This window comes from Sphingomonas sp. AC435, assembly GCF_979253005.1.
Map to the genome: position 1 here is coordinate 96741 of NZ_CEEDCJ010000003.1, position 12399 is coordinate 109139.

A 12399-nucleotide genomic window follows, 5' to 3' on the forward strand; every position below is an offset into this window, starting at 1 on the left:
GCTGTGTGGTCCTCTATCGGCTCCGGCTGCTCACACGTTGAAGCGGAACAGCATCACGTCCCCGTCCTGCACGACATATTCCTTGCCCTCGGCGCGCAGCTTGCCGGCATCGCGTGCGCCGGTTTCGCCGCCCAGCGCGACGTAGTCGTCGAAAGCGATCGTCTCGGCACGGATGAAGCCGCGTTCGAAGTCGGAGTGGATCGCGCCCGCCGCCTGCGGGGCCCTGGCGCCGACATCGACGGTCCAGGCGCGGGCTTCCTTGGGACCGACGGTGAAGAAGGTCAGCAGGTGCAGCAGTTTGTAGCCGGCGCGGATGACGCGGGCGAGGCCGGTTTCGGATAGGCCGAGTTCGGACAGGAACTCGCCGCGGTCCTCGGCGGGCATCGTCGCGATCTCGGCTTCGATGGCGGCCGAGACGACGACGGCTTCGGCTCCCTCCGCCTTGGCCTTGTCAAAGACGCGCGCGCTGAAGGCGTTGCCGTCGGCGGCGTTGGCCTCGTCGACGTTGCAAACGTACAGGACGGGCTTGGCGGTGAGCAACTGCGCGGCGGCGAAGACGCGCTGCTCCTCGGCGTCCTTGATGTCCGTCAGGCGGGCCGGCTTGCCCTCGCGCAGCAGATCGAGCGCGCGGCCGAGGACGACGGCCCCCAGCTTGGCCTCCTTGTCGCCCTGCTGGCCCTTCTTGGCGAGATTGGGGACGCGCTTTTCGAGGCTTTCCAGGTCGGCGAGCATCAACTCGGTCTCGACGGTTTCCGCATCGGCGATCGGGTCGACCTTGCCCTCGACGTGAGTGACGTCGCCATCCTCGAAACAGCGCAGAACGTGGACGATCGCATCCACCTCGCGGATGTTGCCGAGGAACTGGTTGCCGAGCCCCTCGCCCTTGGATGCGCCGCGAACGAGGCCGGCGATGTCGACGAACGCCAGCTGCGTTTCGATGATCTTGGCGGAGCCGGCGATCGCCGCCAGCTTCTGCAGCCGGTCGTCCGGCACCGCGACGTTGCCTACGTTCGGTTCGATCGTGCAGAACGGATAATTGGCCGCCTGTGCCGCCGCCGTCTCGGTCAGTGCATTGAAGAGGGTGGACTTGCCCACATTGGGCAGGCCCACGATGCCGCAGCGGAAACCCATGCGTCGTTCCTGGGATGTGTGAGGATCAGCGTGCGCCGTTACGCCAGCAGCCGGGATATGACCAGCCCGCGGTCACGCGTCGGCGTCAGGTCCACAAGGCAGCGTGGGCGGCGCTGAAGGCCCTTCGGTCGCCATCCTCTTCGATCGCACGTGCTGCACGATGGGCGACGCCATCGGCGAAGCCGTGAATCTTTGCCCGCGCCTGTGGTAGCTGTGCGGCGAGGGCGGCGAGCGTTTTCGTGAGGCGGATCATCACTTCGACCGAGCTGGCGCCATCGCGGGCAATCGGCCGGAACGCGTCGACCAGCATCGTCGCGACGTCGTGGCTCGGCACGTACACCGATGCGCGTTCGGCCAGCACTTCCGGCGAGGGTCGTTCGGGTGGCAGGCATTGGAGCACGCGGTGCAGGGCGTTGAGCACTTCGATCGCGGTGCCGGGATCGTTGACGGCAGGGGACAGCGCGCGGCTGCCGATCTCCGACAGCGCGATCAGGCCGAGCCTTGGGTCCTGATCGAAGCTGCGATGACGCTCCACGGAGAAGGCGCGGCGGAGAGTGTTCTGTACGACATCGTCGGCGGCACCCTCGATCCGGAGCAGCGCGCGATTGGGATGCACGAGCGTGCCGGGCAGCGCGACGACGTGGATGGTGATGCCGGCATCGGCCGCGCACTTGCCCAGCGCGGCGATGTCGATGTGCGCGACATAGCCCACCGTCTCACAGGTCAGCGACGCGGCGTCGTCCGGGATCGGCACTGGCGGTCGTGCGCCCATGAACGGGGCAGCGGCGAAGGCGGTCATCGTCTTCGTCGCGGCATCCTCGACACGGTCGATCACGTCGGCCATGCGGCCGAAGGCGGTGATGTGCGCGATCCAGCGCAGCAGCGTCACCACGACGACAGCGACCACCAATACGGTCCCGCCGAACAGGATGATCCGGCCCTCCTCCCCATACGCGCTCGTCTGCAAGCCGATGATGCCGACGACGGAGAACACGAACGCGCCGAGGAAGGTGGACAGCGCGTTCTGCGAGGTCGGGTCGCTGATCATCAACTGCGTCGCGCGCGGCGTCGCCAACTGGGTCGCGGAGGAATAGGCGCTGACCATGGCCGTCAACGAGAAGGTCGTCACCGCCAGCATGCTCGACGCCATGATCTGGAGGATCGTGCCGACCGAGTCCTGCCCGACCTCTCCGCCGAAGCGGTAGGGGAGGTAGGGGCCGATCAGGGCGGCGGCGACGGCCAGCGCTATGCTCAGGGCACTGATGACGGCGGCGCGGAACCAGATCTGCCGCACGACCCGGCTGAGAACCCACGACCAATGCCCCATCGACCACTCCCTTTCGCCGCCAACGCGCGGCCGGGGCGAGTCGGGCTCAGCGATAGTTGAAGCTGATGCTGATCCGGTCGCCCTTGGCCCCGTTCGGCACCACTTCGTGCCGCAGCCAGCTTTCCCAAAGCAGGACCGTGCCGACATCGGGCTGGATCGTCTCGAACGTGCGCGACCCCTCCGGCGCGTCGGCGCGGCGGGGTGGGGCGGCCATCAGCATCGGCAGGCGCGGGTCCTCCAGCTTCAGGCCGCCGGCACCTTCGGGCACGGCGATGTAAACGGTGCCGGACACGACGCTGTGCGGGTGGAGGTGGGCCGAGTGATGGCCACCCGGCTTCATCAGGTTGACCCACAGGCTGTCGAGTTTCAGCCGCTTGCCGCCGAGATCGAACGCACACGCCTCCGCGAATTTTGCGACGTGACGGTCGAGGACGCGCTTCAGGTCGGCAAAGGCGGGATCGCGCTGGGGCAGATCGTTGAGCGAGGCGTAGCTGGTATAGCCGCGATAGCCGTGCTCCTTCGACCAGCGTCGCCCGGCCCCGTCATCGGCAGCCAGCGCGCGGACAGAGTGATCCAGATCGGCGAGCAGCGCCGCGTCGTCGAGTTCGGCGCGGTATAGCAGCGTGGGAAACAGCGCGCGGACGGTCATGCCGGCGACCTGCCCCGCGGATCGGCTCGCGTCAATCGCTCGGGTCGCAGTCGCTCAGCGAGCGGTGAAGACCGGCAGGGCGCGCATCATGCCTGCGACGAACTCGCGCGCGGCATCGGGGGCGACGAGTGCAGCCGCAGCGGCGCGAGCGGTGCCGATCCGGTCGGCGCGGGCCAGCCGCCAGAGAGACAGCACGACCGCCTCCGTCTCCTCGACGGTGGCGTGGCAGGGGCGCTGGAACACCAGCGTTTCCGACGAGCCGCGGTCGAGCGCGCGCATCGCGTCGTCGAACGGCTCGCCATCCGGGCCGGCGGGCGCGTGACCGGCGAGCGTCAGGGCATGAACCCAGCGGCGCGTGGCATTCAGCACCCGCGCCTCGAAGGCAGGAAGGTCGGCGACGGGACGGTCGATCAGATCGTACATGCCAGCTCCGGAGCGACCAACTGCCGCTAATGAGAATGCCTCTCACTAAAAGCTGGCCGGTTAAGAGTCAATTACGATCGACGAACCAATGGGCGGTTCGCCGCACCTATAAACCGGCTCGCAATGTATTGAAGCTATCGAAGCGAATGGACATTTCGCTCCCTCTTGCCGCCCTGACCGATCATCAGAACCGGGCACTGGACGTGCTCGCGCGAAGCTGTGCATGCGTCGCCGAAGGGCCGGACGCGGTAGAAGCGCGACCGGCGACCTTACGCGCCGAGATGGCGACGGTGCTTGGCGACTATCAGGTGTTCAAGCACGAGCGAATCTTCAACCCCGCCCTGACGCACGCGGATCCGGAACTGGCGGGGTTGGCGCGCGAGATGAAGGTGGAGTGCATCGCGGCAGGGGAGACGTTTCGCGCCCATCTTCAGGGTTGGCGCGTGGAGGATATTCGAGGGGCTTGGACAAATTATCAGGCCGCCGCGCGACTGACCATCAACCAACTTCGACGGCATATCGATCGGGAGGCGGAGGGCATAACGGTGTTGTTGACCGCCCTGCAGGCGACATCAGCACGCTCCAAGCCGTGAACGATGAGTAAAGCGACGATGAATTAGTGTTCATTAATTATATCTCGTGAGCGATTGATGGTTACTGCCCTTGTGAGCATTTCACCCGACCGGTAATCGATATTTCGAAGGTATTTTTGGGGTGCGAAAAGGCGCTGAGCCTACTCCCCCTATTTTCCGCCTTTGGCGTTAGTAAGGGTGAGTGGCATGATTGATCTACGGAAATTACTTGGAGCTGCAGTTGCGGCGATGTTGTTGATACCGGCTACTGCCGGCGCGGTGACGACGAACGTCGGCACACCGTTCAACAAGTTTTCGACCATCGCATCGAGCGGGACGTTCGGTAACAATGGCGGGCTCGCGAATCGCAATTTCATCAACACCTTCACGTTCGTCATCACGCGCGCAGGTGATCTGGCGGCCGATTTCACCAACTCGGCGTCACGCAACAATGCGAACGGCGATATCGATTTCACATCCGCTAGGCTGACCGGCGGATCGCTGAGTACACCATTGTCATTCAGGCGGTTGCTCGGCGAACCGGTATCGCTGACCGAGGCGTGGGCACTTGCGCAGCCCCAGCGGATCGCTGCCGGGACATACACCTTGACGATCGCCGGCCGGGCTTACGGGGCGGCATCGACCTTTTCGGGCAATTTCAACGTGGCCGCAGTGCCGGAACCCGCCACCTGGGCCATGATGATCGCCGGCGTGGGCATGGCCGGCGGCGCCCTCCGTCGCCGCCGCGTTACGAAGGCGGAGTTCCGCCTGGCCTGAGGCATTGCCAAAAGATTGCGGAGAGATGCGCCGCCGGAATCGGGAGGTTCCGGCGGTATAACTCTGTGCCAGTGCACCCACGTCGGCGCAGAGCGATCATCGACGAGGCAGAAGCGGTTACAGGACGGCCCCAATGGCGGTGTCGAAATGGGCGTTCATTAGCAGGATCGCGCCTTCGGCATCCCGGTCTCCGATGGCGCAGGCAATTTCCGCATGACGATGCAGGACGATACGCCGGGCTTCGTCGGTGTCGCGTGTCTTCCACGCCAGCGGCACGGCCTCCACCATCAACGGTTCGAAGGAGCGCACGATCTGGAGGAACAGCGCGTTGCCACTGGCGCGCGCCACCGCCTGATGAAAGACGATGTCGTGGCGGGTGACGGCAGCGATGTCAGGAGCGTTCGCCATCGCCGTCGCCGCGGTCAGAATGATCGCCGCATCCTCGTCGGAGCGGCGGGCTGCGGCGAGTTCGACGGTGCGCAGCTCCAGTGTACGACGAACGTCCCACACTTCTGCGACGGACACCTGCGCGGTCGAGACAGCGTGATCGAGCGACGTGCCCATTACCGACCCGTCGATCGCCCCGACGCGGGCGCGGCGGCCATTGCCGACATCCAGCAAGCGCAGCGCAGCGAGTGCTCCGAACGCTTCGCGCATTACCGCGCGGCTGACGCCCAGCTCGATCGCGAACTGGCCTTCCCCGGGCAGCGTGTCGCCGACCTTCAGATCGTGGTCGCGGATATGGTCGCGGATGCGGCGGACCGCGAAATCGACCAGGGAGCCGCTTTCCTCCACGCGCGCCGCCCTCACGCCGCCAGCTCCAACGCGCGCAGACGGGTTGGGGCAAGACCGAAACGGCGCGTGAAGGCGCGGCTGAAGCTGGCGTTGTTCTGGTAGCCGCAGCGATAACCGATCGAGGACACCGGTAGGTCGGTAGCGAGCAGCAGGCCGTGCGCGCCGTGCAACCGCCGGTCGGCGATGGTGGTGGCGACGGTGGAGTTGAAGAGGGTGCGGAAGCCGCGTGTGAGCTTTGCGCGGTTGAGGCCGCAGGCGCGGGCGATGGAATCGAGCGTCAGTTTCTCCTGCCAGCGCTCGTCGATCAGGCGGCGGGCGGCGACCAGCCGCGCGGCGTCGAGTTCGGAGAGTTCGCCCGATCCGTCGGCGGGGACCAGGTCGTCCAGCCGCGCGAAGGTGGCGCAGAGCAGTTCGATGCTCTTGGCCAGCCGCATCGTGTGGCAGGCGGGTTCGGGAAAAGGGCAATCGCGCACGGCGAGCACCAGCGTGCGCAACTCGCTGGGCAGGTGCCAGGCGGCGGGCGCATCGGGCAGGGCACCGAACAGGCGGCGGCAGGCGGCGGCGCTGACCGACAAGATGACGGTGGCATCCGTGTCGGCCCCTTCGCCGTAACGGCAGACCGGCGGGTGATCGGCATCGCCAAGCTGAAAGCGCAGCGTCACCGCATCGGCGAGTCCATGATCGTCAGCGACAGGCCCGCTGCCGACGAAGGCCAGCATTTCCGGTGAAACGTCGATCCGTTGTTTGCACGCCACCGCCATGATCCTCTCCTTATCAGACCATCATGCACCTTTATGAAAGGTCGTCAATAGCTATCTGACAGGTCCGCTGTTGCAGATAGCGGTGCACGGCGGATCGCGAGGAAGAATGCGCCGACCGAGAGCACGCCCGTGACCCCGCCGACGATCGCCAGAGCGGGGGCGAGATGGCCCTCCCCACCCAGCAGCGCGCTGACGCCGGTCACCAGCGACGGTGCGATGCCGAAGCCGATCAGGCCGGCAAAGGCGATGAACGCCCCGATGCACAGGCCCCGCAACTCGTTCGGGATGAGGACGGTGAGCGCGACGGATGTCGCGAGCCCCGTCACCGCGCCGCACAGCGACAGCGTGCCGAAGGCGAGTGCGAACCCCGTGACCGAAGGCGCGATCGGGAACAGGGCCGCCGGCACGCCGATGATCGCCGCGACCAGTGCCCCGATCAGCAGGCCGCCGCGCCGTCCGCTCTTTTGCCCTAAATCAGCGGTGAAGCCGCCCAGCAGCGTGCCGCCCAGACCGCTGACCAGCACCAGCGCGCCCATCCAGCCGGCGAAATCGCCCGGTTGCAACCCGAAGCGGCGCGACAACACGGGTGCGGCCCAGACAAGCGCGGCATTGTCGGCCATGACCACCGCGACCTGCCCTACGAACAGGGGCAACAGGAACCGGCGGCGCGACCAGAGTTCGGCCGCCAGAACCTTGAACGGCGCGTGCGTGGCCGCAGCGACTTCACGCCGGGCGGGTTCGCGCAGGAGCAACAGCGGCAGGATCAGCGTCAGGCTGATGACGGCCAGCACTGCATGCGTCGCGCGCCACGGTGCCAGGCCGGCGATCGACGTCAGCGTGCCGCTGGTAAACGCGCCGAACAGCCAGCCGCCGACCGCGAATGCGCCGGCAAGGCCCATCATCTTGCCGATGTTAACGACCAGCATCCCGCGCCCGCGTTGCGCCGGCAGGCAGAGGTCGGCGGTCAGCGACAGCGCGGCGGTCAGCGCGCCGGTCACACCGGTGGCGGTCAGGACGCGCGCGATGAACAGCATGACCGCACCCTGCGACACCGCCGTGAGGACGGTGCCGAGCGTCCAGACCAGCGCCAGCGCGATCATCAGCCGTACCCGGTTGAACCGGTCGACCAGCAGCCCGACCGGGATGGAGAATACCACCAATGCCAATCCCGCACTGACCCCCTGAATAGCGCCCAGCGATGCGTCGCTAAGGCCCAGTTCGGCCTTCACGCTTTCCTGCACGGTGCCGAACGATCCCATCATCGCAAAGCCGATCGTCATCGCCAGCGTCAGGGCGAGAAGCGAGGGCAGCGCGCTGCGGAAGCCGGATTTCGGTGCGAGTGCGATCGTCGCCATTATGCGATTGCTCCTGACAGGGCGCGGGCCAGCGCGTCGATACGGGCGGCCTGTGCGCGGTTCGCCACGGCGGGGCCGGGCAACGCGTCGAAGCCGTGGAAGCCACCGGAGTGGACGTGAAGTTCGGTCGGTACGCCCGCGGCGATCAGGCGGCGGGCATATTCGATATCCTCATCGACGAAGAGGTCGAGTGCGCCGGTCATGATGAAGGCCGGCGGCAGACCGGACAGGTCGTCGGCGCGCGCCGCGGCGGCATAGGGCGACACGGCGTCCATGCCGGGTTCGTGGCCGAGCAGCGCCGACCAGCCGAAGCGGTTGTTGTGCGGCGTCCAGATGAACTCGCCCGCGAAGGGATGCGGCGGCCGGATGCAGGTGCGGTCGTCGATCATCGGATAGGTCAGATGCTGGAACGCCAGTCCGATCTCGCCCCGGTCGCGCGCCATCAGCGCGAGGGCCGCGGCGAGGCCGCCGCCCGCGCTTTCGCCCATCACGCCGAGGCGGGCCGGGTCGATGCCCAGTTCGTCCGCATACGCGACGGTCCAGCGCAGGCCGGCATAGCAATCCTCGATCGCGCCGGGGAACACCGTCTCCGGCGCGAGCCGATAGTCGACTGACACGATGACGCAGCCGAGCGTGCCGGCGAGCGGGCGGTGGACGAACTCCAGCTCGCGCGCCGATCCGCCGACATAGCCGCCGCCGTGAATGTGATAGATGCAGCCGGTCGAGCTGGTCGCGTCGCGCGGGCGATAGATGCGCAGGCCGATGTCGGGCGCGCCGTCCGGGCCGGCGATGCGCCGCTCCGTCACGTCGACGCCGCTGTCGGGGGCCGGCGGCAGGGGCAGGTCGCGGGCGCGGAGTTCGGCCAGCGTCGCGTCCGTCAGCCGCACGGTGGGCCACGCCGCCAGCAGGGGATTGAGTTCCGGATCGACGAGATGCCGGCTGGTCATTGGTCGGGTCACAGGGTGAAGATCTTGCCGGGGTTCATCAGGTTCAGCGGGTCGAGCGCGCGCTTGATCGTCCGCATCGTATCGACCGCGTCGCCCAGTTCGGCGACCAGCCAGTCCTGCTTGCCGATGCCGATGCCGTGTTCGCCGGTGCAGGTGCCGTCCATCGCAATCGCGCGGTCGACGAGACGGCGGTTGATCGCCTCCACCTCCGCGAACTCGTGCGGGGCGGCGGGGTCGATCGAGAAGATGACGTGGAAATTGCCGTCGCCGACATGGCCGAGGATCGAGGCCGGGACGCTGCCGGCATCGATGTCGGCCCGGGTCTGGAGGATACATTCGGGCAGGCGGCTGATCGGCACGCAGACGTCCGTCGTCCAGCCGACGGCACCGGGGCGGACGTTGACGGCGGCGTAATAGGCCTCGTGCCGCGCCTTCCACAGCTTCGCGCGTTCCTCCGGCTGGTTCGACCATGCGAACTGGCCGCCGCCATTCGCATCGGCGAGGGCGGCGACGATCTCCACCTGCTCCGCGACGCCGTTGGGCGACCCGTGAAATTCGAAGAATAGCGTCGTGATCTCCGGATAGTCGAGCTTCGACCAGCGATTGACCGCCGCCATCTGGCGGTCGTCGAGAATCTCGACGCGGGCGAGGGGTACGCCGCACTGGATCGACTGCACGACGGTATCGACCGCGCCCTGCAAGGTCGTGAACCCGCAGACGGCGGAGGATATCTGTTCGGGGATCGGGTGCAGGCGCAGCGATACCTCGGTGATGATGCCCAGCGTGCCCTCCGCACCGACGAACAGGCGGGTCAGGTCGTAGCCGGCGGCGGACTTGCGCGCGCGGGTGCCGGTGCGGATGACTGTCCCGTCTGCAGTAACGACGGTGAGCGACAGCACCGCGTCGCGCATCGTGCCGTAGCGGACGGCGTTGGTGCCGCTGGCCCGCGTCGAGGCCATGCCGCCGATCGTCGCATTCGCGCCCGGATCGATCGGAAAGAACAGGCCGGTGTCGCGGAGATGGGCGTTGAGTTCCTCGCGCCGCACGCCCGCCTGCACGGTGCAGTCGAAATCCTCGGCATGGATCGCGAGGATCGCGTCCATCCGCGACAGGTTGATGCTGACCCCGCCGTTCACCGGCAGCGCGTTGCCCTCGATCGAGGTGCCCGCGCCGAACGGGACGATCGCCACCCCCGCCGCCATGCACAGCCGGACGCAGTCGGCGACCTCCTCCGTCGAGGCGGCGAAGACCACCGCGTCGGGAAGCGCCTCCGCGAAATGCGCCTCGCTGGTGCCGTGCTGGCGGCGGATGCCCTCACCCAGTGCCAGCGCGTCGCCGAAGCGCTGGCGGAGGGAGGCGACGAACGCCTCGTCTAGCGGCGGGCGGACGGGGTTGCCGGACTGGCCAGGTCCGGACTGGGGGAGAGGTGCGTGGATCATGTCAGAACCGGATCGTGCCGCGGATACCGATGCGCCGGCGTGGCGACTGGATCGCGAGGTTGGAGACGAGCGGCGCCGGCAGGCCGGCGCGGCGCAGCAACGAGGCGTCGAGATACGTCTCGACATATTTCTCGTTGAGCAGGTTGGTGGCGAAGGCGGCGACCTCCAGCGGCCCGGCCTGCCAGCCGAGCGACGCGTTAACGAGGTAATAGGGCGACAGGATCGGCACCGATGCGGCATCGAGCGAACCGCCGGTGCGAGCGCCCTTGGCGACGACGTTGGTGTCCAGCACGATCGCCTGATCGCCGTGGAAGGGCAGGCGCAGGTTGGTGCCGACCGAGTAGTTGGCGTCGGGCACGAACAGGATGCGGTCGCCCGGATAGGCATAGCCGGTCACCGCCTGGAACTGGCGGGCGTCGGTGACGCGCGAGTGGAGCAACGTGGCATTGGCGTAGACGCGCCACAGCTTGCTGATGCTGAACGACAGTTCCGCCTCCGCGCCGTAGCTTTCGACGTCGCCGGAATTGAGGTTGATCGCGACGAAGCCGACCGGCTGGCCGGTTGCGGGGTTGAGGATGGTCGACGGGGCGAGGGCGTTCGCGCCGATGAAGTTCTTGTAGTCGTTGTAGAAGGCGGCGACGTTGGCGGTCAGGCGGCCGTCGAGGGCGCTGGCCTTCGACCCGACTTCGTAGGTCCAGACGCTGTCGCCCCGGTAGGTCAGGTTCGGTGCGCCGGGACCGTTCTGGCCACCGCCGCGCACGCCGCGCGCGACCGAGGCGTAGGTCATGAAGTCGGGCGTCCAGCGCTTGGTCAGCGTCGCGCGCGGCTGCCACTCGTTCGCCTTGTAGGCGGCGGGCAGGCCGGCGGTGGAGGCGCTGAGCGTCTGGTGGTCGTAGCGGATGCCGACCGCGAGATCGAGGCCGTCGCCGAAGTTGAGGAAGCCGGTGGCGAAGCCGGCAATGTTCTCGTTCTTCGCGGTGGCGGTCGCCGGCACGGTCAGGTTTGCGGGCACCACGGTCGTGGTCGAGACCGCATCGGTGGTCGAGCGGCCGTAGAATGCACCGATCAGTGTCGAGAAGCGGTCGCTCCATTTGGTGTCGAAACGAAGCTCGCCGGTGCGCGTCTTCAGCGTGCGGTCGGAGGTGACGCGGAAGAAATCGAGCGCGCTATAGTCGCCGTCGCCCGCGCTGACCGTGTCGCTCTGGTTATAGGCGGCGATCGCGGTGATGGTGGTGTCGATGCTGTCGACGTCGAACTCGCCCTTCAGGTTGGCGGCGTAATAGTCGATCGTCGCGAGGCTGCGCTGGTTGGTGCTGTTGTCCAGCGTGTAGTCGCGCGGGCCATTCACGTGGAAATACGGCGTCGAGCCGCCGAAGACGCGGTCGTAGCCGCCGTTGAGCGTGAAGCGCGCCCAGCTGGCGGGAACGAAGCGCAGCGTGCCGTTGATGCTCTGCGTTTCCAGCGGGTTCTGGTTGCCGCCGGCCAGCAGGTTGCGCTGGAACCCGTCCTCGCGGTGGTATGCGGCGCCGATGCGGAATTGCAGGACATCGTCGACGATCGGGCCGGAGATGCTGCCCGACACGGACGCATAATTGTCGCCGGTCGCCAGCGCGCCGTCGATGCGGCCCTGCCAGTCGTTGGTCGGCTGGCGCGTGACGACGTTGATCGCGCCGCCCAGCGTGTTGTTGCCGAACAGCGTGCCCTGCGGACCGCGCAGTACCTCGACGCGGGCGACATCCACCAGCGGTGAATTCAGATAGGTCGTGTTGGGCTGGTAGATGCCGTCGATGAAGATGCCGACGCCGGGCTGGACGGTATCGATCAGCGTCGTGCCGACGCCGCGGATCGACACGAATGCGCGGCCGACCGAGTCGGAATTGATGTTCAGGCCGGGCGTGTAGGCGGCGACGTCGCGCACCACGACCAGTTGCTGCTGCTTGATGGCGTCGCCGGAGATGGCGGTGACGGCGATCGGCACGTCCTGCAACCGCTCCTCGCGACGGCGGGCGGTGACGACGATGTCGGAGGCGGCCGGATCGGTACCGGCTTCGAGGTCGACCTGCGGATCGGCGGGCGTGCCCCGATCGGTGGTCTGGGCGTCCTGTGGCTCGGCCGTCTGTGCCTGCGCCAGGGCGGGCATGACGAGAGCGAGGGCGGTGGATAGCGCGAACAGCGAACGACGACGCATGCAGAACCTCTCCGTGAGCGGCGGATCGTTGTCGT

At 67.4% G+C, this 12399-nt stretch carries 12 protein-coding genes; 2 read left to right on the plus strand and 10 right to left on the minus strand.

Going from position 1 to position 12399, the window contains the following annotated elements; genetic code table 11:
* Positions 1-30 precede the first annotated feature (30 nt).
* From ychF to AC0CH8_RS06890, 4 genes are all read right to left on the minus strand, one after another.
* The gene (gene ychF / locus AC0CH8_RS06875) at positions 31-1131 is read right to left on the minus strand and encodes a redox-regulated ATPase YchF (RefSeq protein ID WP_465239237.1); all 1101 of its coding nucleotides are present in this window, start codon (positions 1129-1131) and stop codon (positions 31-33) included.
* An 85-nt stretch (positions 1132-1216) separates the two neighbouring features.
* Entirely contained in the window at positions 1217-2458 is a 1242-nt protein-coding gene (locus tag AC0CH8_RS06880; protein ID WP_465239238.1) for a DUF2254 domain-containing protein, read from the minus strand.
* A gap of 46 nt (positions 2459-2504) precedes the next feature.
* Complete coding sequence (locus AC0CH8_RS06885) at positions 2505-3107, minus strand: TIGR02466 family protein (protein WP_465239239.1); 603 nt, start codon at positions 3105-3107, stop codon at positions 2505-2507.
* Between the two features lie 54 nt (positions 3108-3161).
* Positions 3162-3530 (minus strand): hypothetical protein, encoded by a 369-nt coding sequence (locus AC0CH8_RS06890; RefSeq protein ID WP_465239240.1) that lies wholly within the window; start codon positions 3528-3530, stop codon positions 3162-3164.
* 146 nt (positions 3531-3676) lie between these two features.
* Here AC0CH8_RS06890 and AC0CH8_RS06895 point away from each other — a divergent pair, with 146 nt between their 5' ends.
* Both AC0CH8_RS06895 and AC0CH8_RS06900 read left to right on the plus strand, forming a co-directional pair.
* Positions 3677-4123, plus strand: a complete 447-nt coding sequence (locus AC0CH8_RS06895; RefSeq protein ID WP_465239241.1) for a hypothetical protein — start codon at positions 3677-3679, stop codon at positions 4121-4123.
* A 228-nt stretch (positions 4124-4351) separates the two neighbouring features.
* Positions 4352-4879: an FxDxF family PEP-CTERM protein gene (locus tag AC0CH8_RS06900; protein WP_465239242.1), complete on the plus strand. Its 528-nt coding sequence runs from the start codon at positions 4352-4354 to the stop codon at positions 4877-4879.
* Between the two features lie 117 nt (positions 4880-4996).
* Here AC0CH8_RS06900 and AC0CH8_RS06905 read toward each other — a convergent pair whose 3' ends face one another.
* The 6 genes from AC0CH8_RS06905 to AC0CH8_RS06930 are packed head-to-tail and all read right to left on the minus strand — an operon-like array spanning position 4997 to position 12364.
* The gene (locus AC0CH8_RS06905) at positions 4997-5689 is read right to left on the minus strand and encodes a FadR/GntR family transcriptional regulator (RefSeq protein ID WP_465239243.1); all 693 of its coding nucleotides are present in this window, start codon (positions 5687-5689) and stop codon (positions 4997-4999) included.
* Entirely contained in the window at positions 5686-6435 is a 750-nt protein-coding gene (locus AC0CH8_RS06910) for a helix-turn-helix domain-containing protein (RefSeq protein ID WP_465239244.1), read from the minus strand. Before AC0CH8_RS06910 ends, AC0CH8_RS06905 begins: the two co-directional genes overlap by 4 nt.
* A gap of 44 nt (positions 6436-6479) precedes the next feature.
* Complete coding sequence (locus tag AC0CH8_RS06915; RefSeq protein WP_204199599.1) at positions 6480-7790, minus strand: MFS transporter; 1311 nt, start codon at positions 7788-7790, stop codon at positions 6480-6482.
* A complete protein-coding gene (locus AC0CH8_RS06920) occupies positions 7790-8737 on the minus strand; it encodes an alpha/beta hydrolase (RefSeq protein WP_465239245.1) in 948 nt (315 codons plus the stop codon). Before AC0CH8_RS06920 ends, AC0CH8_RS06915 begins: the two co-directional genes overlap by 1 nt.
* 8 nt (positions 8738-8745) lie before the next feature.
* The gene (locus AC0CH8_RS06925) at positions 8746-10176 is read right to left on the minus strand and encodes an FAD-binding oxidoreductase (protein ID WP_465239246.1); all 1431 of its coding nucleotides are present in this window, start codon (positions 10174-10176) and stop codon (positions 8746-8748) included.
* Position 10177: 1 nt separating this feature from the next.
* The gene (locus tag AC0CH8_RS06930) at positions 10178-12364 is read right to left on the minus strand and encodes a TonB-dependent receptor (protein WP_465239247.1); all 2187 of its coding nucleotides are present in this window, start codon (positions 12362-12364) and stop codon (positions 10178-10180) included.
* Positions 12365-12399: the final 35 nt, after the last annotated feature.

What these genes read in the sequence shown, in the direction of transcription:
- ychF (WP_465239237.1), bottom strand. Translation starts at nt 1,131, where the DNA reads ATGGGTTTCCGCTGCGGCATCGTGGGCCTGCCCAATGTGGGCAAGTCC.
- AC0CH8_RS06880 (WP_465239238.1), bottom strand. Translation starts at nt 2,458, where the DNA reads ATGGGGCATTGGTCGTGGGTTCTCAGCCGGGTCGTGCGGCAGATCTGG.
- AC0CH8_RS06885 (WP_465239239.1), bottom strand. Translation starts at nt 3,107, where the DNA reads ATGACCGTCCGCGCGCTGTTTCCCACGCTGCTATACCGCGCCGAACTC.
- AC0CH8_RS06890 (WP_465239240.1), bottom strand. Translation starts at nt 3,530, where the DNA reads ATGTACGATCTGATCGACCGTCCCGTCGCCGACCTTCCTGCCTTCGAG.
- AC0CH8_RS06895 (WP_465239241.1), top strand. Translation starts at nt 3,677, where the DNA reads ATGGACATTTCGCTCCCTCTTGCCGCCCTGACCGATCATCAGAACCGG.
- AC0CH8_RS06900 (WP_465239242.1), top strand. Translation starts at nt 4,352, where the DNA reads ATGTTGTTGATACCGGCTACTGCCGGCGCGGTGACGACGAACGTCGGC.
- AC0CH8_RS06910 (WP_465239244.1), bottom strand. Translation starts at nt 6,435, where the DNA reads ATGGCGGTGGCGTGCAAACAACGGATCGACGTTTCACCGGAAATGCTG.
- AC0CH8_RS06915 (WP_204199599.1), bottom strand. Translation starts at nt 7,790, where the DNA reads ATGGCGACGATCGCACTCGCACCGAAATCCGGCTTCCGCAGCGCGCTG.
- AC0CH8_RS06920 (WP_465239245.1), bottom strand. Translation starts at nt 8,737, where the DNA reads ATGACCAGCCGGCATCTCGTCGATCCGGAACTCAATCCCCTGCTGGCG.
- AC0CH8_RS06925 (WP_465239246.1), bottom strand. Translation starts at nt 10,176, where the DNA reads ATGATCCACGCACCTCTCCCCCAGTCCGGACCTGGCCAGTCCGGCAAC.
- AC0CH8_RS06930 (WP_465239247.1), bottom strand. Translation starts at nt 12,364, where the DNA reads ATGCGTCGTCGTTCGCTGTTCGCGCTATCCACCGCCCTCGCTCTCGTC.